The sequence below is a fragment of the Sphingomonas tagetis genome, from assembly GCF_024211275.1.
GTDB classification, from domain to species: domain Bacteria; phylum Pseudomonadota; class Alphaproteobacteria; order Sphingomonadales; family Sphingomonadaceae; genus Sphingomonas; species Sphingomonas tagetis.
Genome location: NZ_JAMLDX010000034.1, coordinates 1 through 21,988 on the forward strand (window position 1 = coordinate 1; position 21,988 = coordinate 21,988).

Annotated in this window: 27 protein-coding genes, 1 other RNA gene and 1 pseudogene; 16 read left to right on the forward strand and 13 right to left on the reverse strand. The window is 67.1% G+C overall.

The genetic code is table 11. The features are described from left to right. Positions 1–138: 138 nt before the first annotated feature. Genes M9978_RS22410 through M9978_RS22420 form a run of 3 tightly spaced genes read right to left on the reverse strand, consistent with a single transcriptional unit; the run spans position 139 to position 1,794 of the window. Entirely contained in the window at positions 139–1,020 is an 882-nt protein-coding gene (locus M9978_RS22410; RefSeq protein ID WP_254297296.1) for a DMT family transporter, read from the reverse strand. Between the two features lie 46 nt (positions 1,021–1,066). Further along, positions 1,067–1,273 (reverse strand): helix-turn-helix domain-containing protein, encoded by a 207-nt coding sequence (locus M9978_RS22415; RefSeq protein WP_254297297.1) that lies wholly within the window; start codon positions 1,271–1,273, stop codon positions 1,067–1,069. After that, complete coding sequence (locus tag M9978_RS22420; protein ID WP_254297299.1) at positions 1,273–1,794, reverse strand: DUF2975 domain-containing protein; 522 nt, start codon at positions 1,792–1,794, stop codon at positions 1,273–1,275. The genes M9978_RS22415 and M9978_RS22420 overlap by 1 nt, the downstream gene beginning before the upstream one ends. Positions 1,795–1,954: 160 nt before the next feature. On the opposite strand from M9978_RS22420, the gene M9978_RS22425 reads away from it, so the two are divergent. From M9978_RS22425 to M9978_RS22445, 5 genes are all read left to right on the forward strand, one after another. Then, complete coding sequence (locus M9978_RS22425; RefSeq protein WP_254297342.1) at positions 1,955–2,539, forward strand: CvpA family protein; 585 nt, start codon at positions 1,955–1,957, stop codon at positions 2,537–2,539. Then, positions 2,536–2,970, forward strand: coding sequence for an iron-sulfur cluster assembly scaffold protein (locus M9978_RS22430; RefSeq protein ID WP_254297301.1), 435 nt, complete (start codon positions 2,536–2,538; stop codon positions 2,968–2,970). The genes M9978_RS22425 and M9978_RS22430 overlap by 4 nt, the downstream gene beginning before the upstream one ends. Further along, complete coding sequence (locus M9978_RS22435) at positions 2,970–4,787, forward strand: cation:proton antiporter domain-containing protein (protein WP_254297303.1); 1,818 nt, start codon at positions 2,970–2,972, stop codon at positions 4,785–4,787. The genes M9978_RS22430 and M9978_RS22435 overlap by 1 nt, the downstream gene beginning before the upstream one ends. Further along, on the forward strand, positions 4,784–5,116 hold the full coding sequence (locus tag M9978_RS22440) for a DUF423 domain-containing protein (RefSeq protein ID WP_254297305.1): 333 nt from the start codon (positions 4,784–4,786) through the stop codon (positions 5,114–5,116). The genes M9978_RS22435 and M9978_RS22440 overlap by 4 nt, the downstream gene beginning before the upstream one ends. Positions 5,117–5,189: 73 nt before the next feature. Continuing rightward, positions 5,190–6,617, forward strand: coding sequence for a tetratricopeptide repeat protein (locus M9978_RS22445; protein WP_254297307.1), 1,428 nt, complete (start codon positions 5,190–5,192; stop codon positions 6,615–6,617). On the opposite strand, the gene M9978_RS22450 is transcribed toward M9978_RS22445, so the two are convergent. Next, positions 6,614–8,479, reverse strand: coding sequence for a M1 family metallopeptidase (locus tag M9978_RS22450; RefSeq protein ID WP_254297309.1), 1,866 nt, complete (start codon positions 8,477–8,479; stop codon positions 6,614–6,616). The two genes, M9978_RS22445 and M9978_RS22450, sit on opposite strands and share 4 nt — an antisense overlap. Before the next feature lie 88 nt (positions 8,480–8,567). Here M9978_RS22450 and M9978_RS22455 point away from each other — a divergent pair, with 88 nt between their 5' ends. After that, complete coding sequence (locus M9978_RS22455) at positions 8,568–8,933, forward strand: PRC-barrel domain-containing protein (RefSeq protein WP_254297311.1); 366 nt, start codon at positions 8,568–8,570, stop codon at positions 8,931–8,933. A 10-nt stretch (positions 8,934–8,943) separates the two neighbouring features. On the opposite strand, the gene M9978_RS22460 is transcribed toward M9978_RS22455, so the two are convergent. The 5 genes from M9978_RS22460 to M9978_RS22475 all read right to left on the reverse strand — a co-directional run bounded on the left by M9978_RS22460 (position 8,944) and on the right by M9978_RS22475 (position 10,437). Further along, positions 8,944–9,159, reverse strand: a complete 216-nt coding sequence (locus M9978_RS22460; protein WP_254297313.1) for a DUF2842 domain-containing protein — start codon at positions 9,157–9,159, stop codon at positions 8,944–8,946. After that, complete coding sequence (locus M9978_RS22465; protein WP_254297315.1) at positions 9,156–9,710, reverse strand: 5-formyltetrahydrofolate cyclo-ligase; 555 nt, start codon at positions 9,708–9,710, stop codon at positions 9,156–9,158. Before M9978_RS22465 ends, M9978_RS22460 begins: the two co-directional genes overlap by 4 nt. 71 nt (positions 9,711–9,781) lie before the next feature. After that, a non-coding RNA gene (gene ssrS, locus M9978_RS23580) (6S RNA) lies at positions 9,782–9,939 on the reverse strand. 10 nt (positions 9,940–9,949) lie between these two features. After that, positions 9,950–10,249 carry a cell division protein ZapA gene (locus M9978_RS22470; RefSeq protein ID WP_254297317.1) on the reverse strand — a complete coding sequence of 100 codons (300 nt, stop codon included), beginning with the start codon at positions 10,247–10,249 and terminating at the stop codon, positions 9,950–9,952. Next, entirely contained in the window at positions 10,249–10,437 is a 189-nt protein-coding gene (locus M9978_RS22475) for a hypothetical protein (RefSeq protein WP_254297319.1), read from the reverse strand. The genes M9978_RS22470 and M9978_RS22475 overlap by 1 nt, the downstream gene beginning before the upstream one ends. 136 nt (positions 10,438–10,573) lie before the next feature. On the opposite strand from M9978_RS22475, the gene tkt reads away from it, so the two are divergent. Genes tkt through M9978_RS22495 form a run of 4 tightly spaced genes read left to right on the forward strand, consistent with a single transcriptional unit; the run spans position 10,574 to position 15,210 of the window. Next, on the forward strand, positions 10,574–12,538 hold the full coding sequence (tkt, locus tag M9978_RS22480; protein WP_254297321.1) for a transketolase: 1,965 nt from the start codon (positions 10,574–10,576) through the stop codon (positions 12,536–12,538). A gap of 7 nt (positions 12,539–12,545) precedes the next feature. Then, positions 12,546–13,556, forward strand: a complete 1,011-nt coding sequence (gene gap / locus M9978_RS22485) for a type I glyceraldehyde-3-phosphate dehydrogenase (protein WP_254297344.1) — start codon at positions 12,546–12,548, stop codon at positions 13,554–13,556. Next, complete coding sequence (locus tag M9978_RS22490; protein ID WP_254297323.1) at positions 13,556–14,008, forward strand: MOSC domain-containing protein; 453 nt, start codon at positions 13,556–13,558, stop codon at positions 14,006–14,008. Before gap ends, M9978_RS22490 begins: the two co-directional genes overlap by 1 nt. After that, positions 14,005–15,210 carry a phosphoglycerate kinase gene (locus M9978_RS22495; protein WP_254297326.1) on the forward strand — a complete coding sequence of 402 codons (1,206 nt, stop codon included), beginning with the start codon at positions 14,005–14,007 and terminating at the stop codon, positions 15,208–15,210. Before M9978_RS22490 ends, M9978_RS22495 begins: the two co-directional genes overlap by 4 nt. Positions 15,211–15,213: 3 nt before the next feature. Here the strand turns inward: M9978_RS22495 and M9978_RS22500 are convergent, their stop codons facing one another. After that, positions 15,214–15,705, reverse strand: a complete 492-nt coding sequence (locus tag M9978_RS22500) for a TlpA family protein disulfide reductase (RefSeq protein WP_254297328.1) — start codon at positions 15,703–15,705, stop codon at positions 15,214–15,216. A gap of 217 nt (positions 15,706–15,922) precedes the next feature. On the opposite strand from M9978_RS22500, the gene M9978_RS22505 reads away from it, so the two are divergent. Further along, complete coding sequence (locus M9978_RS22505) at positions 15,923–16,828, forward strand: fructose bisphosphate aldolase (protein WP_254297330.1); 906 nt, start codon at positions 15,923–15,925, stop codon at positions 16,826–16,828. A gap of 1 nt (position 16,829) precedes the next feature. Here the strand turns inward: M9978_RS22505 and M9978_RS22510 are convergent, their stop codons facing one another. Continuing rightward, positions 16,830–17,192: a hypothetical protein gene (locus M9978_RS22510; protein WP_254297332.1), complete on the reverse strand. Its 363-nt coding sequence runs from the start codon at positions 17,190–17,192 to the stop codon at positions 16,830–16,832. Positions 17,193–17,271: 79 nt separating this feature from the next. On the opposite strand from M9978_RS22510, the gene thiE reads away from it, so the two are divergent. After that, the gene (gene thiE / locus M9978_RS22515) at positions 17,272–17,955 is read left to right on the forward strand and encodes a thiamine phosphate synthase (protein ID WP_254297334.1); all 684 of its coding nucleotides are present in this window, start codon (positions 17,272–17,274) and stop codon (positions 17,953–17,955) included. A 24-nt stretch (positions 17,956–17,979) separates the two neighbouring features. Then, the gene (locus tag M9978_RS22520) at positions 17,980–18,411 is read left to right on the forward strand and encodes a low affinity iron permease family protein (protein ID WP_254297346.1); all 432 of its coding nucleotides are present in this window, start codon (positions 17,980–17,982) and stop codon (positions 18,409–18,411) included. On the opposite strand, the gene M9978_RS22525 is transcribed toward M9978_RS22520, so the two are convergent. Continuing rightward, a complete protein-coding gene (locus M9978_RS22525; RefSeq protein ID WP_254297348.1) occupies positions 18,405–19,313 on the reverse strand; it encodes a LysR family transcriptional regulator in 909 nt (302 codons plus the stop codon). The two genes, M9978_RS22520 and M9978_RS22525, sit on opposite strands and share 7 nt — an antisense overlap. Before the next feature lie 100 nt (positions 19,314–19,413). Between M9978_RS22525 and M9978_RS22530 the strand changes: the two genes are divergently transcribed. The 3 genes from M9978_RS22530 (at position 19,414) to M9978_RS22540 (ending at position 21,595) form a co-directional block, all read left to right on the forward strand. Beyond that, positions 19,414–20,136 (forward strand): pirin family protein, encoded by a 723-nt coding sequence (locus M9978_RS22530; RefSeq protein WP_254297336.1) that lies wholly within the window; start codon positions 19,414–19,416, stop codon positions 20,134–20,136. Positions 20,137–20,212: 76 nt separating this feature from the next. Continuing rightward, positions 20,213–20,815 carry an NAD(P)H:quinone oxidoreductase gene (gene wrbA / locus M9978_RS22535; RefSeq protein WP_254297338.1) on the forward strand — a complete coding sequence of 201 codons (603 nt, stop codon included), beginning with the start codon at positions 20,213–20,215 and terminating at the stop codon, positions 20,813–20,815. A gap of 3 nt (positions 20,816–20,818) precedes the next feature. Beyond that, positions 20,819–21,595 (forward strand): DODA-type extradiol aromatic ring-opening family dioxygenase, encoded by a 777-nt coding sequence (locus M9978_RS22540; protein ID WP_254297340.1) that lies wholly within the window; start codon positions 20,819–20,821, stop codon positions 21,593–21,595. A gap of 265 nt (positions 21,596–21,860) precedes the next feature. Here the strand turns inward: M9978_RS22540 and M9978_RS22545 are convergent. Then, positions 21,861–21,988 (reverse strand): annotated as a pseudogene (locus M9978_RS22545) (IS481 family transposase); the annotation flags it as partial.

A 21,988-nucleotide genomic window follows, 5' to 3' on the forward strand; every position in this document is an offset into this window, starting at 1 on the left:
ATGGCATCAGGGCCAGCGGCCATGCAAAGCCGCGCGAACAGGCCGGACACATGGGCGCCTCAACTAGCCAGCGCAGAGCAGAAAACCCCCTTGCCAACGGAGAGCCGTCCACACAGGGGTCGTCAGCTTCCAGTCTCCTCACACGCTCCGCTTCACCGGCGGCTTGCGCGCGTGGAGCGCGGCGATGACGCCTGATCCGGCGATGATCGCCATGCCGGTGAGGCTCAGCGCATCGGGGATATCGCCGAACACCAGCCAGCCGAGCAGGCCGACGAACACCAGCTGCGCATAGTTCACCGGCGCCAGCAGCGAGGCCGGCGTATCGCGAAAGGCGGCGGTGAACAGGAAGTGGCCGAGTCCGCCATAGACGCCGAGGCTGAGAAACAGCGCGAGTTCGAGCAAGCTGGGCGGGTGGCCGCTCAGGAACCATGGTGCGAGTGTGCCGAAGATCAGCGTGCCGACCAATGTGGTGTAGAAGAGCAATGCAATGGCGCGCTCGGTCTGCATCAGCTTGCGCGAGAGCAGCTGATAGCTGGTGTTGGCGAGCATCGCGGTCGCGGCGAACAGCACACCGGTTGCGTCCAGCCCGCTGCCGGGCCGCACGATCAGCAGCACGCCGCAGAACCCGAGCGCCGCGGCGATCCAGGCCGTCGCGCCGGGCCGTTCGCCAAGCAGCGGGCCTGCCGCCAGGATCACCAGCACCGGCGCGCAGAACAGGATCGCGCTGGTTTCGGCGACCGGCATCCGCTGCAGCGCCAATGCCATCGAAATCGAGGCGACGGACAGCGCGAGCGCGCGGACGATGACCCAGCGCCTGTTCCCGACCGTCACCATCTCGCGCCCGTGGCGCGGTGCCAGCATGGCGGTCATCAGCAGCAGATTGACCGCGTAACGCACGGCGACGATCAGCGGCACCTCGTAATGCGCCGTCAGATATTTGATCGTCGTGTCGAGGCACGCGAACAGGAACAGGCACGCCATGAACAGCGCGACGCCGCGAAGGGGGTGGGGACGGCCCATGCCGCGGCGCCCTAGCGGAAATCGGTATCAGGGCAAGGGCGTCGCCCTAGTCCGGCTCGTAGCGCAGCAAGTCACCGGGCTGGCAGTCGAGCTCGCGGCAGACCGCTTCGAGCGTCGAGAAGCGGATCGCCTTTGCCTTTCCGGTCTTGAGGATCGAGGCGTTGGCGAGGGTGAGGTCGATCCGCTCGGCCAGCTGGGTGAGCGTCATGCGGCGGGCGTGGAGCAGATCGTCGAGCTGGACGGTGATCGCCATCACACCGTCCCCTCGAGATCGTCACGCATGCGCGTGCCGAGCCGGAAGACGCGGGCGAGGATGAACAGCACGAGCGCGACGACGAAGCCGCCGAACGACATTTCGAAATCGCCGCGCAGCTCGCCAATGTGGCTCGCGATGGTGCGCACCACCGGCATCAGCACGAACCCGCAGGCTTCGGTCGCCAGCGCGAGCCACGCCATGCGATCGAGCCGGTCGGCATTTTCAGGGCGGAACGGATCGCCTTCGCCGACCGTGGAAACGATGCGGCTGAGGTTGAGCGTGAAGGCGATGCTGAGGACGAGGATCGTGATCAGCGTCGCGGCGCCGGCGGCGACCCACCACACCGTGCCCTTCGACGCGTCGGTGAGCTGCGGCGCGACCTGCTGATCGGGGAACAGCAACAGCGCCAGCACCGCGACCGCGCCGGCGAGGATGATCAGCGCCATGACGGCGATGCCGATCCGCAACAGGATTTGTGTGACCGTGAGCAGCGGGTCACTGGGCTGGGTGCGAGACATTATCGATCTCCGATGATGACCATATCGAATATCGATACATATGAGGTGGCATATCGTCAATCGATATTATCGAAGAACGATATCTCACTCGATCCGGCGAAATCGGGGTTCGAAAAGCCGGGCGCGGACGGTAAGAGCGATGCGGGCAAAGGGAATGAGCATGGGACTGAGCGCGATCGACATCATCGTATTGCTGGCGGTTGGCGGCGCCGCGGTGCTGGGCTTCATGCGCGGCTTCGTCACCGAAGTGCTGTCGCTGATGGCGTGGCTTTTCGTGGTGCTGGCGCTGCGGCTGCTGCACACGCCGCTCGCCGCGCTGCTCGCCGAGCCGGTCGGGACGGTGCAGGGCGCGGCGGTGCTGGCGTTCGCGCTGATCGCGGGAATCACCTTTTTCGGCGGGCGGCTGGTGGCCAATGCGATCGGATCGCGCACGCGCTCGGGGCTGCTGGGGCCGGTCGACCGTGCGCTGGGGATCGGGTTCGGCGCGCTCAAGGGGCTGATCCTGGTGAGCCTCGGGTTCCTGCTGGTGACGCTGGTGATCGATACGGTGAGCGGCGGCCCGGCCAAGCGGCCCGACTGGATGACTCAATCGCGTACCTATCCGCTGCTCAACGCGACCTCGGCCAGCATCGCCGAGTTCGTCGACCGGCGGCGGCGCGGCGAACCGGTGTTCGGCGACGATACCGACCGCGTCCTTGCGAATACGAGCCGAGACGATGATTCCGGTGTAAAGGGCGGAGAATGAACGCCCCGCTCTACAACACACAGATTCTGAGGCTGGCGGCGTCGATCCCGCATCATGAACGGCTGGCTGCGCCGATGGCGAGCGTCGAGAAGCGTTCACCGGTGTGCGGCAGCCGGGTGAGCGTGGACGTCAACGTCGATGAAGCGGGCCGGGTGCGCGAGATCGGCATGCAAGTTCGGGCATGCGCGCTCGGGCAGGCGTCGGCGTCGCTGATGGGCGCGCATGCGGTGGGGCGCTCGGCGGCGGAGCTGGCGGTCGCGCGCGACGAACTGGCCGCGTGGCTGGCTGGCGAGCGCGCGGCGTTGCCGGACTGGCCGGGGTTCGAGCTGTTCGAGCCCGCGCTGCCGCACAGCGCGCGGCATCCCTCGATCCAGCTGGCATTCGAGGCAGTGGCCGAGGCGGCTGAGATCGCGGCGAAGGTGCGGGTCTGATGGAGCACGGATCGGGCCACAGCTTCGTGATGGAATATGCGCCACTGCTCGGCTTCGCATTGGTGTTCGTGCTGATCTTCCGCCGGATGGGGCTGGGCGCCACGCTCGGTTATCTGGTCGCGGGCGCGCTGGTTGGGCCGCAATTGCTCAATCTGGTCGGCGACGCCGAGAACAAGATGGTGGTGGCCGAATTCGGCATCGCGCTGCTGCTGTTCCTGGTCGGGCTGGAGCTGAGCCCGCAGCGGCTGTGGCGGATGAAGCGCGATATCTTCGGCTTCGGGCTGTTGCAGGTGGTGCTGTGCGGCGCGGCGGTCAGTCTGGTGGTGGCCTATGGGGCGAATTTCTCGCCGGCCGCGGCGCTGGCGCTGGGACTGCCGCTGGCGCTGTCGTCGACGGCGCAGGTGCTGCCGATGCTGCAATCGGCCGGGCGGCTGCGCACGCCGTTCGGCGAGCGCGCCTTTTCGATCCTGCTGTTCCAGGACCTGTCGATCGTCCCGCTGATCACGATCATCGCGGTGATGAGCCGCAATCCGGCCGATGCCGGCGGGCCGCCGGGGTGGCTGTTGGGGCTGTACACGGTGGCGGCGATCACCGGGCTGATCCTGGCTGGACGCTATATCCTGCGCCCGCTGTTCCGGCTGATCGGCAATTGGGGCGAGCGCGAGCTGTTCGTGTTCGCCGGGCTGTTCACCGTGGTGGCGAGCGCGGCGCTGATGCAGACGCTGGGGCTGTCGATCGCGCTGGGCGCGTTCGTCGCGGGCGTGATGCTGGCGGACAGCCCGTACCGGCACGAGCTGGAAGCGGATATCGAGCCGTTCCGCTCGATCCTGCTCGGGCTGTTCTTCCTGTCGGTCGGGATGCTGCTCGACCTGTCCGCCATTGCCGAGCGGCCGTTGTTTGTCGTTGCCATGGCGCTGGCGCTGATCGCGACCAAGGCTGCGGTGATGACCGGGCTGGCGATGGCGCTGCGGATGCCGTGGCGGCCCGCGCTCGGGCTCGGCTTGTTGCTCAGCCAGGGTGGCGAATTCGCCTTCGTGCTGTTCGCGCAGGCGCAGAATGCGATGCTGATCGAGACCGAGGCGGTCAGCGTGTTCAGCGCGGTGGTGACGCTGTCGATGGCGACGACGCCGTTCCTGATGATGTTCACGCGCCGCCTGCGCGCCGAGGCGGAGGAAGTGCAGGGCGAGCGCGAGGGGCCGAGCCAGGACGGCGCTGGCGCGCTGATCGTCGGCTATGGCCGGTTCGGGCAGACGGTCGGGCAGATGCTCAACGCGCAGGGCATTTCGGTGACGCTGGTCGATACCGATATCGAAATGATCGACGTCGCCGGGCAGTTCGGCGCGAAAGTCTATTATGGCGACGGCACGCGGCTCGACCTGTTGCGGCAGGCGGGCGCGGCTGAGGCCGAGCTGATCCTGTTCTGCCTTGATGGCGACAAGCTCGAGCCCGAGCTGGTCGAGGCAGTGCACGAGGCGTTTCCCAAGGCCTCGATCTTCGTGCGCGCGTTCGACCGGCGCGCGTTGCTCAAGCTCAAGGGCGGGTCGGCGACCGCGGTGGTGCGCGAGGTGCTGGAGTCGGCGATCAAGATGGCGCGGCTGGCGATGGAAGCGGTGGGCGTCGATGAAGAGGAGATCGACCGCACCGAGACCTTCTACCGCCAGCGCGACCGCGAGCGGCTGAAGCTGCAATATGAGGCGGGCGACCTGCGCGCGGCGCGCGAGGCGATCACGGCGCGGCCTGAACTTGGCTGGCGGACGCAGCGCGAAAAGCCCGAGCCGCTGCCGTCGGAAGAAGTGCTGGACGAGGATCGGCCGTGAACTGGCTGGTCGTGCTGGCGGCGCTGTCGGGCGCGCTCGCGGTGGGCGCGGGCGCATTCGGCGCGCATGGCGCGAGCGGCGACGCGGCGGAGTGGCTGCGCACCGGCGGGCAATATCAGCTGGTGCATGCGGTGGCGGCTTTGGTCGCGGCGCGGATGGGGGCGAAGGGAGCGGGCTGGTGCTTCGTGATCGGCGGGGCGCTGTTCGCGGGGACGCTGTACGCCATGGCGCTGGGCGGGCCGCGCTGGCTGGGGGCGGTCACGCCGATCGGCGGAACGGCTTTGATCGTCGGGTGGCTGTGGCTGGCGTGGCGCGCGGCGCGGGGATAGCCGCATCAGACTGTGTCGGTATCGGGCATGCGGCGGAGCGATTATTTCGGGCGCAGTGACGGGGAGACCGCTGATGAAGGCATGGTGCCCGATCGGTTGCGTGATTGGCATGGTCGCGGCGGTCATTGGCGCGAGCGACGCCTATGCCGCGGACAAGCCCGTCACCTGGATCACGGCGTCGTGCGACGATCGGGTCATCCTGCCGGATCCCTCCGCGGCTGACCGCGCGCCGGACGATTATGTGAAGAAGCAGCGGCCGATTACGCCGGTCCCGAAGACGCCCGAGCAATGGAACGCGTTGGTGGAATGGTGCCTGGACGATACGCGCTTCGGCACGATCAGCGAGCGGTTGGTTCGCGAGGCCGTGGCGGTAAACCGCAGGGCATATCGTGGCCGTGGGCCGGGCGTCGATCGGGCGGAGGCGAATCTCGCGCAGACGCTGCTGATCAACGAGGGCAAGTTCGTCGAAGCAGGCGCGCTGTTACAGGGAATCGTCAGTCGGCGCGGATCGGCCGCATCGCAGGCGATGATCGACCTGGCGCGTATCGAAGCCGCGCAGGGCAGGGAATCGATCGCGGCAGAACGGTATGAGGCAGCCGTTCGCGCGCTGACCGCGCGGCTGGGAAGCGGCGACCCGCTCACGCTGACCGCGCGCATCGGCGTGGCTGAGAGTTATCGCCGGCTGGGCCGGATCGACGAAGCCGAAGCGATCTATCGCGATTGCCTGTCGATCTGGCTCGGCCGCTCCTATCCGCAAAATCGTGCCTATTTCGAGATGATGGGCGGGGTCACGCGCATTCTGATCGCGCGCGAACGTCTTGCCGAAGCGGTGGCATTGTTCGAGCCCGTGTTGCGCGCCAACCCCGAAAAGGATCGACCGAGCTTTCGCGATCGGCGCGACCGCAACACGTTGATGTTTGTGCAAATCGATGTCGCCGGGGCGCTCTATGCAATGGGTGATCGCAAGCGCGCGCGCACCTTGTTGACCGAGGCGCAGGAGTGGCTCGACAGCGCGGGGGCCGGCTTCGAGATGACCGAAGTGCTGGCCGGTGTGGTGTTGAACGCCCGGCTGTCGCTCGATGAGGGCAAGCTGGACGATGCGAGGGAGGCGATCGCGACAGCCAAGGCGGCCGCTGCGGACCTTCGCGGTGCGGGCGGGATCACCGAGCTGGATCTGGAGCTGGAAGCGATGGCGCAGGAGATCGCGATCGCCGAGCGCCGGCTGATCAGTGCCGATCGAGGCCTGGCGGCGGTGCTGGCGGCGAGCAATCGGTTGCGCGGCCTGGCGCATCCCGGCTCGCTCGACATTGCGCGGCGGTTGACGCTGTTGCGCCTTCACTCGATGCAATCGCGCCGGGCCGTGTTGCCGGCTGTCCAGCTGCTGCAGGCCGCGCGCGACCGAACGCGCGCTGCGAAGCAAAACAGCGCGCGGCTGTCGCGCGACGCGCGCGACTTGCGGCTGTTCGTGCGCGCGGCGTGGCGAGGCTCGCTCTGGCGCTAGCTGGCGTCGAGGATCTTCGTCACCGCGCCGACCGTGACCGGGTGATAGCCCGGCCGTGCTTTGGCGAAGATGCGGCGCGCGATCGGGTCGCCCCAGTCGCCCTGCGCCTTGAGCCCGCGATAGAGCGGGGTCACCAGCAGGTTGCGGCCGACGCGGGTGAGATATTCCTCGAGCGCCGGGACGATCGGATCGTAGCGGTTGGCGATGGCGAGATCGAACCAGGCCGACTGGACATAGGCGTTGGGCGATTTGGTCAGCCCGAGCGCGGCGTCGAGCTCGTTGAGCCGCGCGGCGCTTTGCTGGCGCGGGAGGTTGTCGAGGAAACGCTTCCATTGCTGGGTCGACCAACCCCGGGGCTCGATCGCCGAAGCCGGGCCGCCGGCGTTGAACGCGGCGAGCAGCGAGTCGATCTGGCGCAGCGTCTGCGATTTGACGTGGACGGCGTTGCTCGGGACTCCCGGCTGGAACACCCAGCGGTCGAGTTGCAGCTTCGCTTCCAGCGCCTTGTCGCCGCGGATCAGATTCTTGCGCAGGTCGGCGAGGAACCCGGCGCTGGTCTGCGGCTGGAAGGCGTGGCGGTCGAAATAGCCGCGCAGATAGACATCCCATTTCGCGCGGCCGACCGTATGTTCGATCGTGCGCAGGAAGGTGCTGCCCTTCATGTAGTCGAGCTGGCCGGCGGAGTCGCCGGGTTCGCCGTGCAGGCGCGTCGAGGGCGCGGTGTCGCCGCCGGCGCCCTTCACGTCGCGCAGCATGCCCGCAAAGTCGAGTTCCGAGCTGATCGCCGCGCGCTCCTTGCCATAGAGCGACTCCATGATGCGGTTCTCGAAATAGGTGGTGAAGCCCTCGTTGAGCCAGCTGTCGGCCCAGGTCGCGTTGGTGACGAGATTGCCCGACCAGCTGTGCGCCAGCTCGTGCGCGACGACATCGGTGTTCGATTTGTCGCCGGTGACGATGGTGGGGGTGAGGAAAGTGAGGTTGGGGTTCTCCATGCCGCCATAGGGGAAGCTGGGCGGCAGCACGAGCATGTCGTAGCGCCCCCAGCGATACGGGCCGTAAAGCTTCTGCGCGGCGTCGATCATCTTCTCGACATCGGCGAATTCGCGCGTGGCGGTGTCGAGCATGCCGGCTTCGGACCACACGCCGGTGCGCGGGCCGATTGGTTTGAAGGTGAGGTCGCCGACCGCGATGGCGATCAGATAGGGCGGCACGGGGTGCGCCATGGTGAAGGTGAAGGCGCGCCTGGTGCCCATCTTGCGGCCCGCCGGCGTATCGGCGCGCGCGCTCATCACCGCGGTCAGGCCCTCGGGCACGGTGATCTGCGCGCGCCAGGTCTGGCGGATGCCCGGGCTGTCCTGCGTCGGGATCCAGCTGCGGTTGTTGATCGACTGGCCCTGGCTGAAGAGATAGGGGTGCCGCTTGCCCGCGGTCTGCTCGGGCGTCAGCCATTGCAGCGCGCGGGCGCCGGACTGTGACTTGTAGGCGATCCGAATTTTCTTCGCGCCGCCGAGCCGGATCGTCAGCGGGCTGCCGAGCTCCGCATCTTTGGCGCCGACGGTGTAGGCGAGCTTGCGGCCGCGCTCGTCGCTGATCGAGAGGATGTCGAGGTCGAGCGTGTCGAGCACGATCTCCTTCGCGCCGCGCGCCGCCAGCACATCGAGGATCGCGGTGCCGCGGACGACCTTGTCGGCGAAATCCACGTCCAGATCGAGATCGACATGAGTCACGCGCGCCTCGGCCGGGCGGGCATAGGTCCAGGCGTCCTTCGCCTCGGGCGTGGTGAGGATCGGGGCGACGGTCTGGGCGAGCGCGGCGGCGGGCGCCGCGGTGAGCAGCAATGCTGCGAGAATCTGGTTACGCATGAAACCGCGTTAAGCGCGCCGCGGCTGAACGGCAACTGACCCTTCGGCGCGGTCGTGCGTTGGGACGGCAGTGATGAGGAGAAGTGCGATGAATACCAGTGTCGACAGCCCCAACCCGATGATCGCGTCGGATCGAGTCGAGGGCACCGCCGTCTATAACCGCAATGGCGACCGGCTGGGCACGGTCGAGCGCTTCATGGTCGACAAGGTCTCGGGCCAGGCCGAATATGCCGTGCTGGCGTTTGGCGGCCTGTTCGGGATCGGCCACCGCCATTATCCGCTGCCGTGGAATGCGCTGACCTTCGATCCCGACAAGGGCGGCTATGTCGTCGATGTGACGCAGGAGCAGATCGAGGGCGCGCCGGGCTATGATGCGGAGGGCGGCGACGAGCCGAGCTACGACCGCGAGTATCGCGAGCGGCTCGATGCTTATTATACCTTCCCGCCGATTTGAGGTTCAGACCCTAGCGCGGCACCCGCCAGCGGCCGGTTTCCATCCACAGCAGCAACGGCTTCAACGGCACGATCCAGACGATGCCGGTGAAGACGTAGAAGACGAGCTGGATGAGGATCGGCCAGCGGCCGATCGTGGCCGAGAAGCTGGCGATGAGTACGCACCAGCCGACGATCAGCGCAACGATGGCGAACGCCCCGACTGGCTTGCGCCAGGACGGGTTCATGCGGCGGCCTCGCCATAGGCCGCAGCCTCGGTGACCACGCCGTGCAGCGGCACGTCCCACGAATCGGTGATCAGCGTCTCGACTCGCTGCACCGACCAGGCGATGCCGATTCGCCACGCCTCGGGCAGCCGCTCGAACACGCGGTCGTAATGACCCGCGCCTTGCCCCAGGCGGTTGAGCGCGGCGTCGAAGGCGAGCAGGGGAGTCAGGATGATGTCGGGTTCCGCCTCGACGCCGTCGGTCGAGGGCTGTTGCAGGCCGAGCGGGCCTTCGATCAGCGGTTCGCCGGGGTTCCAGACATGGAAGCGGACTTGCGATTCGCGGCTGGTGACGTGCGGCAGGACGATGGTCGCCCCGCGCTCGGCCGCGGCGAAGGCGATCGCGCTCGGATCGGCCTCGCTGCCGATCGGCATGTAGCTGGAAACGATCATGCCGGGGGCGAAGCGGGCGAGCAACGCGGGCGGCGCCTCGATCACGCCGCCGATGGTCATCGCAAATTCGTCGCGCAGCGAGCGCATGCGGGCGCGGAGCGTTCGCTTGTCGTCGGTCATCAGCTCGCTTCGCTACAGGAGAAGCGGCAACGGCGCCAATGCCGTTTTTCGCATCGCTGACAATCTAAAGTGGCGGAACCACCATAAGCCGGTTGCCTGAATATCCTCTGACGCCAAGTACGTCAGGTGGGGGCCATATGCCGCGGACCAGGGTCCGAACAGGGACAGCCCCCATGGATGATGAATCGCCTCAGGGATAATCGCTAAAGCTCGTACCGGGCAGAACCGCCGTCATCTATTTAGGCGTTCGTGCCGCGATCCTCAAGGGTCGCCGCGACGGCTTCGAGCCGGTCGGCAAGGTTTTCGAGCAACACGGGCGAGACGCCGCTCGACGGATTGCGCTCTGATTCGTCGACTGCGTCCGCCAGAATCAGCGCGAGAAACACCAAAGTGCGCTCGGCACCGCCGCCCGCGGCGCGCTGGGCGGTGTCGGCATGACGGTTGATCAGCGCGGCGAGCCGCTCGAGGTGAAGCTCCTCGCCGTCGCGGCAGGCGATGCTGTGCGCGCGGCCGGCGATGGTTAGCGTGACCTGGCCCATCAGTCGGCGCCGTCCTGCCGCTCGATCAGCGAATCGAGCGCGTCGATCGCATCCTCGACCTTTTCGCGGAGCGCGGCGTGGCGTCGCTGAAGCGCGTCCGCGTCGAACGCACGCTTCGCCGCCGCAGCCTCGATCCGCGCAAGGGCGCGCTCGATCCGGTCGAGCGCTGGGGTTCCCACCTCCGCCATAGGGATTGGATAGGTGTCCTTTACCGGCCAAGCAAGTCCCGGCGGTTGACGCGCGCGCCTGCCCGCCCCATTGGCACGCCACATTCGATTCGCCGGGGTCAGGCGAGATGCGGGACCCGGCATCAGGGGACCTGCCGTGACCGTTTCATTCAGTGACCGCGCCAACGCCATCCGCGCGCTCGCGATGGATGCGGTGGAAGCCGCCAATTCGGGCCATCCCGGCATGCCGATGGGCATGGCCGATGTCGCGACGGTGCTGTTCAGCGACTATCTGAAATACGATCCCGCCGACCCGAAATGGCCCGACCGCGACCGCTTCGTGCTGTCGGCCGGGCATGGTTCGATGCTGATCTATGCGCTGCTGCACCTGACCGGCTATGCGCGCCCGACGATCGAGGACATCGCCAACTTCCGCAAGCTGCACAGCCCTTGCGCGGGGCATCCGGAGAATTTCGAGCTGGCGGGCGTCGAGACGACCACGGGGCCGCTGGGGCAGGGGCTGGCGACCGCGGTCGGCATGGCGATTGCCGAACGGCATCTGAATGCGGTGTTCGACGACTCGCTGGTGGATCACCGCACCTGGGTGATCGCGGGCGACGGCTGCCTGATGGAAGGCATCAACCACGAGGCGATCGGGATCGCCGGGCATCTCAAGCTCGGGCGGCTGATCGTGCTGTGGGACGACAACAACATCACCATCGACGGCAAGGTGTCGCTGTCGTCGAGCGAGGATATTCCGGCGCGCTATGAAGCGACCGGCTGGCATGTGGTGAGCTGCGACGGGCATGACCCGGCGAGCATCGCCAAGGCGTTCGATGCGGCGGTTGCGGACGAGCGGCCTTCGCTGGTGCGTTGCACCACGATCATCGGCAAGGGCGCACCCAACAAGCAGGGCACGTCGGCGACGCATGGCGCGGCGCTGGGCGCGGCGGAAGTGTCGGCGGCGCGTGAGACGCTGGGCTGGACGCATGCGCCGTTCGTGGTGCCCGACGATATTCGCGCGGCCTGGCTCGACGCGGGCAAGCGTGGCGCTGAACCTCACGCTGCGTGGCAGCAGCGCCTTTCAAGCCATTCGGAACGCACTGAATTCGAGCGCCGGATTGCGGGCGATATCGATCTTGCCAAGGCTGCCGAAGCCGCGTTCGGCGAGTGGGACAGGATCCCGGCCTCGGTTGCCAGCCGCAAGTCGTCCGAGCTGGTGCTCGAGCAGCTGACCAAGGCGTTCCCCGAGCTGATCGGCGGGTCGGCCGACCTCACCGGCTCGAACAACACCAAGACCAAGGCGACCGGGCCGCTCACGCGCGACGACTATGCCGGGCGCTATCTCTATTACGGCATCCGCGAGTTCGGCATGTCGGCGGCGATGAACGGCATGGCGCTGCATGGCGGCGTGGTGCCCTATGGCGGCACCTTCCTGGTGTTCAGCGATTATTGCCGCCCGGCGATCCGGCTGTCGGCGCTGCAGAATGCGCGCGTCGTCTATGTGATGACGCATGATTCGATCGGGCTCGGTGAGGACGGCCCGACGCATCAGCCGATCGAACATATCCAGAGCCTGCGCATGATCCCCAATCTGGACGTCTATCGCCCGTGCGACGCGGTCGAGGTGGCGGAAGCCTGGGCGCTGGCGATCTCGCGCAAGGACGGGCCGTCGCTGCTGGCGCTGAGCCGGCAGAATCTCGATTATGTCCGCACGGGTGGGACGATGCTGACCGAAAAGGGCGGCTATCGCATTCGTGAGGCGGAAGCGGCGCGGCGCGTGATCCTGATCGCCACCGGTTCGGAAGTGCAGGTCGCAGTCAAGGTGCGCGATCAGCTCGAAGCCAGGGGCATCGGCGCGGACGTGGTGTCGATGGTCTCGACCAGCCGCTTCGACGCGCAGAGCGCCGAGTATCGCGGCGATGTGCTGCCCGGCGACGTGCTGCGCGTCTCGATCGAGGCGGGGACGACGTTCGGCTGGGAGCGCTATACCGGCGAGCACGGGTTGCGCTTCGGCATCGACCGCTATGGCGCATCGGCGCCGATCGGCGATCTCTATGAACATTTCGGTCTGACCGCGGACAAGATCGGCGCGAAGATCATCGAACGCCTTGGGGCTTGAGGAGAAACTGATGACGAAGGTTGCGATCAACGGGTTCGGACGGATCGGACGGCTGGTGGCGCGCGCCATCCTGGAGCGCTCCGACAGCGGTCTGGAGCTGGTGACGATCAACGACCTGGCCGACGCCAAGTCGAACGCCTGGCTGTTCAGCCGCGACAGCGTGCACGGCAAGTACCCCGGCACCGTCAGCGCCGAGGGCGATGACCTGGTCATCGATGGCAAGCGCATCGCGGTGACCAAGGAGCGCGATCCCGCCAACCTGCCGCACGCCGCCAACGGCGTCGATCTGGTGCTGGAGTGCACCGGCTTCTTCACCGACCGCGCGTCGGCGCAGAAGCATATCGATGCGGGCGCGAAGAAGGTGCTGATCTCGGCGCCGGGCAAGAATGTCGACCTGACCGTCGTTTACGGCGTCAACCACGACAAGCTCGAGGCCGGCCACACGATCGTGTCGAACGCGTCGTGCACGACCAACTGCCTCGCCCCGGTCGCCAAGGTGCTGAACGATGCGATCGGCATCGAGCGCGGGCTGATGACCACGGTCCACGCCTATACCAACGACCAGAAGATCCTCGACCAGATCCATGAGGATCTGCGCCGCGCGCGTGCCGCGGCGATGAGCATGATCCCGACCACCACCGGCGCGGCGCGCGCGGTAGGTGAGGTGCTGCCCGAACTGAAGGGCAAGCTCGACGGTTCGGCGATCCGTGTGCCGGTGCCGGATGGGTCGCTGATCGACCTCACCTTCACGCCGTCGCGCGATACGACCAAGGAAGAGGTCAACGCCATCCTCAAGGCCGCGTCGGAAAGCGGGCCGCTCAAGGGCGTGCTTTACTATTCGGACGAGCCATTGGTCTCGATCGACATCGTCCACACGCCGGCTTCGTCGACGATCGACAGCCTGGAGACGGCGGTGATGGACGGCAAGCTGGTGCGCGTCGTCAGCTGGTACGACAATGAATGGGGCTTCTCGAACCGCATGGTCGACACCGCCTCGACGATGGCGAAGCTGGGGTAATGGGACGGATCGCCGGCATCGCTCGCCACCAGTTCCCCAAGGCCCCGATGGAGATCATCGAGCACGCCCGGGTCACGCTGGACGAGGGCATTGCCGGCGATTTCCGCGGCGCGATGAAGGGCAAGCCCTACAAGCGCCAGGTTTCGCTGATCGAGGCCGGCGATTGGGCCGCGGCGATGACCCAGGTCGGTCACAATATCGGCTGGGAGCAGCGCCGCGCCAATCTGCTGGTGGAGGGCCTCGACCTGCCGCAGCGGGCCGGCGTGCGGCTGCGGATCGGTGCGGACGTGGTGCTCGAGACGGCGGTCGAGACTGATCCGTGCGAGCGGATGGAAGCGTTGGCCGAGGGACTTCGCGCGGCGCTGACGCCCGACTGGCGCGGCGGCGTGTGTGCAATGGTGATCGCCGGCGGCGAGATCGCGGTGGGCGACGAGATCAGGATCGAAGAATGACTGACCCCCAGAAGACCCGGGCCTTCAAGACGCTGGACGATATGGGCGATGTTGCCGGTAAGCGGGTGCTGGTGCGCGAGGATCTGAACGCGCCGATGAACGGCGCGGAAGTCACCGACGACACGCGCCTGCGCGCTGCGGTGCAGACCGTGGCCGAGCTGGCCGACAAGGGCGCGATCGTGCTCGTGCTGGCGCATTTCGGCCGGCCCAAGGTGCCGAGCCCGGAATATTCCACCGCGCTCCTGACCAAGCCGTTCAGCCAGGTGCTGGGCCGGCCGGTGCGCTATATCGACTGGGAGGGCGATGCCGAGGCGGTGGCGACGTTGCAGCCGGGCGACATCGCGCTGCTGGAGAATACGCGTTTCTTCGGCGGCGAGACGAAGAACGATCCCGCTGTGATCGACCGCTTCGCCGCGCTCGGCGATTTCTACGTCAATGACGCCTTCTCCGCCGCGCACCGCGCCCATGCCTCGACCGAGGGTCTGGCGCGCAAGCTGCCGGCGTTCGCCGGGCGGCAGATGGAGGCGGAACTCGACGCGCTCGACAAGGCGCTCGGCAATCCGCAGCATCCGGTCGCGGCGGTGGTCGGCGGCGCCAAGGTCTCGACCAAGCTCGATGTGCTCAAGGCGATGGTCGGCAAGGTCGATCACCTGATCATCGGCGGCGGCATGGCCAACACCTTCCTCGCCGCGCGCGGGGTCGATGTCGGCAAGTCGCTGTGCGAGCATGACCTGGTCGGCACCGCGAACGAGATCTTCGACGCGGCAGAAAAAGCCAATTGTACCATTCACTTGCCGTATGACGTTCAGGTTTCTAAGGAATTCGCGGCCAACCCGCCGAGCCTGCGCACGGCCAATGTGCACGAGGTCGCGGCGGACGAGATGATCCTCGATATCGGCCCGGCGGCGACCGAGGCGCTGGCGGATGTGCTCAAGACCTGCCGGACATTGGTGTGGAACGGCCCGCTCGGCGCATTCGAGACGGTGCCGTTCGACACCGCGACGATGGCGCTGGCGCACACCGTGGCGGCGCTGACCAAGGAAGGCAGTCTGGTCTCGGTCGCCGGCGGTGGCGACACCGTCGCGGCGGTCAATCAGGCGGGCGTGGCCGGCGACATCAGCTTCGTCTCGACTGCGGGCGGTGCGTTCCTCGAATGGATGGAAGGCAAGGAACTGCCCGGCGTCGCGGCGCTTGCCCGCTGATCTTCACACCCGCTGATTGAGCAGCGGGGGCAGCAGCCGATTGAGATCGTCGAGCTCAAACGCGCCGGCCTTGGCATAATGCAGCGTGCCGTCGCGGCCGATCACGAAATTGGTCGGCACCGAGCCGCCGATCGGGCCGTAAGGCCCCTTGACCGAGCGCACCGACGGCATGTCGAGCGCGGTCAGGAACTTCTTGAGCTTGTACAGCGGGACCGAGTCCTCGGTCGTGATCGCATAGACGCTGAGCCCGACATCCTTGCGCAGCTTGTGATAGGTGTTGAGCAGCGGCAGTTCGGTCCGGCACGGCACGCACCAGGTCGCCCAGAAGTTGAGCATGACCACCCGGCCGCGCAGATCGGCCGAGATTATGACCGTGTCGTCGAGCAGCTTGAGCGAGAAATCGGGCGCGAGCTGGCCGATGATGGGCTTCTTCGGCGCAGCGGCTGCGGCAGGGAGCAGGGCCGCGAGCGGCAGGGCCGCAAGCTGCTTCGTCATTGAGCGCCGATCCATGCTGTCCCCCTCGATGCACGATGCAGTTTGCGGACACGCACCAGAACCGTCAACGCGTGTTAGGGCCAGATCGGGCACATGATAGGCTGCCAACGTTGTCAGACTTTCCAGCGCTGCGCTGCGCTGCAATAGCGCGGCGCAAGCCACCGGCGACTCACGAAGTCGCGACCGACAAGAATCGAATGATGGGGACTCGAGACGCATGAATATCGCTGAAATGACCGCCAAGATCGCTGAAGGTAATGGCTTCATCGCCGCGCTCGACCAGTCGGGCGGTTCGACGCCAAAGGCGCTGAAGGGCTATGGCATCGAGGCCGACGCGTTTTCGAACGACGAGGAAATGTTCGGGCTGATTCATGACATGCGCAGCCGCATCATCACCTCGCCGTGCTTCACCGGCGAGAAGGTGATCGGTGCGATCCTGTTCGAGCGGACGATGGACGGCCAGGTCGACGGCAAGCCGACCCCGGCGGCGCTGATCGAGCGCGGCGTGGTGCCGTTCATCAAGATCGACAAGGGTCTGGAGGACGAGGCCAACGGCGTTCAGCTGATGAAGCCGATGCCCGAGCTCGATGCGCTGCTGGTCAAGGCGAAGGCGCTGGGCGTGTTCGGTACCAAGGAGCGCTCGGTGATCAACCTCGCCAACCGCGAAGGCATCGCCGCGATCGTCCAGCAGCAGTTCGAGGTCGGCCAGCAGGTGCTGTCGCACGGCATGATGCCGATGCTGGAGCCCGAGCTGAACATCAAGTCGCCCGAGCGTGCCGAGGCCGAAGTGATCCTGCTCGACGAACTGCTCAAGGCGCTCGACGCACTGCCGGGCGACGACAAGGTGATGCTCAAGCTCTCGATCCCGCAGAAATCGGGGCTGTTCGATGCGCTGGTCGATCACCCGCGCGTGCTGCGTGTCGTGGCGCTGTCGGGCGGGTTCGCGCGGCCCGAGGCGTGCGCCGAGCTGGCCAAGAATCGCGGCATGATCGCGAGCTTCAGCCGCGCGCTGCTTGAGGATCTGCGCCACCAGATGAGCGACGACGAGTTCGATGCTTCGCTGGGCGGCGCGATCGACGATATCCATGCGGCCTCGACCGCGAAGGCGACGGTTCCGGCCTGACCTAACGCTGGAATTCGAAAACGAAACGGTAGGGCGCCGGCCGCTTTGGCTGAGCGCCCGCCATTTTTTCAGGGCTGACCGACATGAGTGCGAGGCGGCCGTCGCGGACCTTGATCGGCTCGCCGAGCGTGACGTTCACCTGCCGCGTCCGGCTGCCGTCGCGCAGCGTGAGCCGCACCGTCGCCCGGCCCGCCCAGACGCAGCGCGCGTTCATCGGGCAGCGGCTGTCCTCCACGACCTTGTCGGGCCGGATGCGCAGGCCGGCGATGCGAGTCCAGGCGCCGATGCGGGCGGACACCGCGACGGGCTCGGGTGGTTCGATGCAGGCGGCGAGCGCGAGCGGTGCGAGGAGCGAGCAGATCATGGGCGTGAAGATGCGCTGCCCATGCTGACCGCGAAATGAACCGCTTCCGGTCCGGCGCGGCGCGGCCTATGCGGCGTGCATGGATGATGACGACCTTCCCCCGCTCGGCCCCGAATTCGCGGCGCAGTTCAAGCGCGACGACAAGCGGCCGCCGTGCCAGCTCTATCTGATCTCGCCGCCCGACGTGTCGGGCGGGTTCGATGAGCGGCTCAGGCGCGCGCTGGGCGCGGGCGAGGTGGCGGCGTTCCAGTTCCGCGTAAAGGATATCGACCAGCATGAGGCGGCGCGGCTGGCCGAGCCGCTCCAGCGCATCTGCGCCGAGCATGACGTCGCGTTCATCGTCAACGACAGCATCAGCCTCGCCAAGCGGCTGGGCGCGGACGGCGTGCATCTGGGGCAGGGCGATGGCGACCCGCGCGAGGCGCGATCGGTGCTGGGTCCGGCGGCGCAGATCGGGGTGACCTGTCACGACAGCCGGCACCTGGCGATGGAGGCCGGAGAGGCGGGCGCGGATTATGTCGCGTTCGGCGCTTTCTATCCGACCACCACCAAGGAAACCTCGCACCGGCCCGATCCGGCGATTCTGTCATGGTGGACGACCGTGTTCGAGATTCCATGCGTGGCGATCGGCGGAATCACGCCGGACAATGCCGCGCCGCTGGTCGAGGCGGGTGCGGACTTCCTCGCGGTATCGGGCGCCGTATGGAACTCTGACGAGGCCCGCGCGATTGAACGGTTCCGTGCGGTCCTTTCGGGAGCGTAACATAGGTTAAGCGAGGTGCGCATGCTGGACCGGATCTTCACCGTCGTCGCGGGGCGCATCGCAGCGCTGACCGGCCAGCCGCTCGCCTTCATCATCGCGGTGCTGCTGATCATAGCATGGGGTCTGACCGGGCCGCTGTTTCACTTCTCTGACACCTGGCAGCTGATCGTGAACACCTCGACCACGATCGTCACCTTCCTGATGGTGTTCCTGATCCAGAACTCGCAGAATCGCGACGCCGCGGCGATGCAGGCCAAGCTCGACGAGCTGATCCGCGCGGTCGATGGCGCGCGCGGCGAGTTCATCGGCATCGAACATATGGCCGACACCGCGATCGAGCGTATCCGCGGCGATCTCGAGCGCGAATGCGAGGGCGATGCCGACGGCAACGACGCCAACGGCAAGAAGGTGCGCAACGCTGCGGAAACGGTACGCCGGCTGCGCAAACGCTATTGAGCGGTCTGCTTGCAGAGGTTGCGGAAGCGTTCGGACAGGTACTCGATCACGACTTCGACGCGCGCCGGACGCAGCGTGCTGGGCGGGGTGAGCAGGTGAAGCGCGATGTTCATCGGTGACCAGCCGGTGAGGATCTCGACCAGCGAGCCATCGGCCAGCTCGCGGTCGATGATGAAGTCGGGCAGCCGTGCGATGCCGAGCCCGGCCTTGAGCGACGGCATCATCGCGTCGCCATTGTCGGTGACGAGCGGGCCGGTCGGGCGCACCGCGGCTTCCTCGCCATCGGGCTTGCGGAAATGCCAGGCGCCGATCGCATTGGCATATTGGAAGCAGGCGTGGTGCGCGAGATCGGCGGGATGCTTCGGTGTGCCGTGCTTTTCGAGATAGGCCGGGGCGGCGACGACGCGCGCGGTGATCGGCGCGAGGCGGCGCGCGCGGAGCGACGAATCGGGCAGGTCGGCGATGCGCAGCGCGATGTCGAAGCCGTCGGCGACGATGTCGACCTTGGCGTCGGACAGGCGCAGGTCGATCTCGATCCCGGGGTGCGCGACCAGCAGTTCGGCGACGGCGTCGGCGACGAAACGGATGCCGAACGTGATCGGCGCGGCGATGCGGACGAGACCGGCGGGCGATTTGGCCGCGTCGAGCGCGCTTTCCTCCGCCGCGCGCGCCTCGGCGAGGATGCGGCCGGCGCGTTCGGCGAGCGCATTGCCGCTGTCGGTCAGCGTGAGGCGGCGCGAGGTGCGGTGGAACAGCGCGGTGCCGAGCTGTGCTTCGAGACGCGAGATCGCCTTCGACACGGTCGCCTTGCTGACCCCGATCGATTCGGCCGCGCCGCTGAACGAGCGGTGCTCGACGACGCAGGCGAAGATCGCCCAGGCTTCGAAATCAGGGAGCCGCAATGCCATGGTATTGCTTAAATTGAGAAACGATCCGTTTCAAGCGTTTCCATTTACGTGCTGATCGGATGACCTATCTTGGCGTTCAACCAAGGAGGCACTTATGATCGAGAAACGCTCGTTCGACAGCCTGGGCCATGCCGATCACGGGTGGCTCAACGCTCGGCATCACTTCAGCTTTGCCGATTACCACGATCCCCGCCGCATGGGCTGGGGTGCGATCCGCGTGTGGAACGACGACGAGATTGCACCGAACAGCGGCTTTCCGCCGCACCCGCACCGCGACATGGAGATCATCACCTATGTCCGGAAGGGCGCGATCACGCATCAGGACTCGATGGGCAATACCGGCAAGACCGGCGCCGGCGACGTCCAGGTGATGAGCGCGGGCACCGGCGTGCGGCATGCGGAATATAATCTGGAGCCGGAGACCACGACGCTCTTCCAGATCTGGATCATGCCGCGCGCCAATGGCGGCGCGCCGAGCTGGGGCGCCAAGCCGTTCCCCAAGGGCGAGCGCTCGGGCAAGTTCGTCACGCTGGCGAGCGGGTTCGAGGGTGACGACGACGCGCTGCCGATCCGCGCCGATGCCCGGGTGCTTGGTGCGACGCTGAAGGCGGGCGAGAGCCTGACTCACAGCGTGGGCGAGGGGCGCTACGCCTATCTCGTTCCCGCGGTGGGCCGGATCGAGATCGTCCCCGGCTCGGAGGCCGGGGCAGGCGGCCAACTGTTCGAGGCGCGTGACGGTGCGGCGCTCGACGGCGGGCAGACCGTGACGATCACCGCGCTCGAAGATGCCGAGATCGTCCTGGTCGACGCCGACTGACCCCCCGGAGCGGTCCGCCGCCCCCTCCCCGAAGGCGGGCCGCTCCACCCATTTTTCTGATTTAAGGAGACGCCCTGTGGCGAAGGTTCTGGTGCTGTATTATTCGTCCTATGGCCATATCGAGCAGATGGCCGAGGCGGTGGCCGAAGGCGCGCGCGGCGCCGGGGCGCAGGTCGACATCCTGCGCGTGCCCGAAACCGCGCCCGAGGCGGTGGTCAAGGCCGCGCATTTCAAGACCGATGCGGCGCATCCAGTGATCGCCGGGCCGGACGTGCTCAAGGATTATGACGCGATCATCGTCGGCACGCCGACCCGCTTCGGGCGGATGGCGAGCCAGATGGCGAGCTTCTGGGACACCGCTGGCGGGCTGTGGGCGTCGGGCGCACTGCACGGCAAGGTCGGCGGCGCGTTCACTTCGACCGCGACCCAGCATGGCGGCAACGAGACGACCTTGTTCAGCGTGATCACCAATTTGCTGCATTTCGGGCTGACGATCGTCGGGCTGGATTATGGCCATGCCGACCAGATGAAGGTCGACGAGGTGCTCGGCGGCGCGCCCTATGGCGCGACCACCGTGGCGGGCGGCGACGGCAGCCGTCAGCCGAGCGAGATCGACCTTGCCGGCGCGCGCTATCAGGGCCGCCGCATCGCCGAAGTCGCGGCCAAGCTGACCGCCTGAGCCATGCAGCCCGCGCTGTTCCTTTCGCACGGCTCGCCGATGATCATGTTCGAGCCCAGCCCGGCGCGCGAGTTTCTCGCCGGGCTGGCCGGGCAGCTCGAGCGCCCGGACGCGATCCTGATGATCTCCGCGCATCACGACATGGCGGAGGCGGTGGTGACGTCCGGCAGCGAACTCGCGACGATCCACGATTTCGGTGGCTTTCCGCAGAAATTGTTCGACCTGCGCTATCCGGCCAAGGGCGATCCCGCGCTGGCCGGGCACGTCGCGCGGCTGGTGGCGGAGGCCGGACATCCGGTGTTCCTCGATCTGGCGCGCGGACTCGATCATGGCGCGTGGGTGCCGCTGATGCTGGCCTGGCCCGAGGCGGACATCCCGGTCGTCCAGCTCTCGATCAGCAGCGCGCATCCGCCCGAATGGCATCACCGCATCGGCGAGGCGCTCGCCCCGCTGCGCGAGCGCAACGTCCTGATCATCGGATCGGGCAGCCTGACGCACAATCTGCGCGCGATCTTCGTCGAGGGTCGCGATCACGATGCCGCGGTGCCCGATTGGGTCGCGAGTTTTGCCGACTGGATTCACGAGCGGCTGGCGGCAGGCGACACCGAAGCGGTGTTACACGCGGTCGAGCGCGCGCCGCATGGCCGGCAGAATCACCCGACGAGGGACCATATCCTGCCGCTGTTTACCGCCATGGGCGCGGGCGGCGCGCGTGCCGAGCGGCTGCATCACAGCTACACCTATGGCGTGCTGGCGATGGACGCCTATCGCTTCGGCTAGGGTCACGACCCATTGCTCGCAATGGTCGTGATTGCCCGGACGGGGTCGTCCGGCAAGGAGCGGGGCGCAGCGCGTAGCGGCGCTACGCGCAAGCCGCGCGACGCAGCCGGCGGGCGCGTCCGGGCAACCGCGCTGCGGCGGGCGGAATTCGGCCCGGGGCGGCGTCGATCGTCGGTCACGATGCATCTGCATCGCTCCCTCCTCTCTCCTAGCTCCGAACCGAATACCGCTCCGTCACGACCGTTGCGAGCAATGGGTCGTGACCCTAAGTGTTCAGTCCCGGCATCTGGTGGATCGGGTTGACGATGAAGCGATCTGGCTCTGAAGTCCAGATTTTGCAGATGTACTCATAGGGTGTGAGGCCGCCGAGCGCCTTCAGGCGGCGGGCGAAGT

Excerpts from the sequence above, each read along its gene's own strand:
- M9978_RS22410 (WP_254297296.1), bottom strand. The coding sequence starts at position 1,020 with ATGGGCCGTCCCCACCCCCTTCGCGGCGTCGCGCTGTTCATGGCGTGC.
- M9978_RS22465 (WP_254297315.1), bottom strand. The coding sequence starts at position 9,710 with ATGACCGACGACAAGCGAACGCTCCGCGCCCGCATGCGCTCGCTGCGC.
- M9978_RS22455 (WP_254297311.1), top strand. The coding sequence starts at position 8,568 with ATGAATACCAGTGTCGACAGCCCCAACCCGATGATCGCGTCGGATCGA.
- M9978_RS22425 (WP_254297342.1), top strand. The coding sequence starts at position 1,955 with ATGGGACTGAGCGCGATCGACATCATCGTATTGCTGGCGGTTGGCGGC.
- M9978_RS22505 (WP_254297330.1), top strand. The coding sequence starts at position 15,923 with ATGAATATCGCTGAAATGACCGCCAAGATCGCTGAAGGTAATGGCTTC.
- M9978_RS22435 (WP_254297303.1), top strand. The coding sequence starts at position 2,970 with ATGGAGCACGGATCGGGCCACAGCTTCGTGATGGAATATGCGCCACTG.
- M9978_RS22475 (WP_254297319.1), bottom strand. The coding sequence starts at position 10,437 with ATGGCGGAGGTGGGAACCCCAGCGCTCGACCGGATCGAGCGCGCCCTT.
- thiE (WP_254297334.1), top strand. The coding sequence starts at position 17,272 with ATGGATGATGACGACCTTCCCCCGCTCGGCCCCGAATTCGCGGCGCAG.
- M9978_RS22420 (WP_254297299.1), bottom strand. The coding sequence starts at position 1,794 with ATGTCTCGCACCCAGCCCAGTGACCCGCTGCTCACGGTCACACAAATC.
- M9978_RS22500 (WP_254297328.1), bottom strand. The coding sequence starts at position 15,705 with ATGACGAAGCAGCTTGCGGCCCTGCCGCTCGCGGCCCTGCTCCCTGCC.
- M9978_RS22495 (WP_254297326.1), top strand. The coding sequence starts at position 14,005 with ATGACTGACCCCCAGAAGACCCGGGCCTTCAAGACGCTGGACGATATG.
- M9978_RS22430 (WP_254297301.1), top strand. The coding sequence starts at position 2,536 with ATGAACGCCCCGCTCTACAACACACAGATTCTGAGGCTGGCGGCGTCG.
- M9978_RS22470 (WP_254297317.1), bottom strand. The coding sequence starts at position 10,249 with ATGGGCCAGGTCACGCTAACCATCGCCGGCCGCGCGCACAGCATCGCC.
- M9978_RS22540 (WP_254297340.1), top strand. The coding sequence starts at position 20,819 with ATGCAGCCCGCGCTGTTCCTTTCGCACGGCTCGCCGATGATCATGTTC.
- M9978_RS22415 (WP_254297297.1), bottom strand. The coding sequence starts at position 1,273 with ATGGCGATCACCGTCCAGCTCGACGATCTGCTCCACGCCCGCCGCATG.
- M9978_RS22450 (WP_254297309.1), bottom strand. The coding sequence starts at position 8,479 with ATGCGTAACCAGATTCTCGCAGCATTGCTGCTCACCGCGGCGCCCGCC.
- M9978_RS22445 (WP_254297307.1), top strand. The coding sequence starts at position 5,190 with ATGAAGGCATGGTGCCCGATCGGTTGCGTGATTGGCATGGTCGCGGCG.
- M9978_RS22490 (WP_254297323.1), top strand. The coding sequence starts at position 13,556 with ATGGGACGGATCGCCGGCATCGCTCGCCACCAGTTCCCCAAGGCCCCG.
- M9978_RS22510 (WP_254297332.1), bottom strand. The coding sequence starts at position 17,192 with ATGATCTGCTCGCTCCTCGCACCGCTCGCGCTCGCCGCCTGCATCGAA.
- M9978_RS22460 (WP_254297313.1), bottom strand. The coding sequence starts at position 9,159 with ATGAACCCGTCCTGGCGCAAGCCAGTCGGGGCGTTCGCCATCGTTGCG.
- M9978_RS22530 (WP_254297336.1), top strand. The coding sequence starts at position 19,414 with ATGATCGAGAAACGCTCGTTCGACAGCCTGGGCCATGCCGATCACGGG.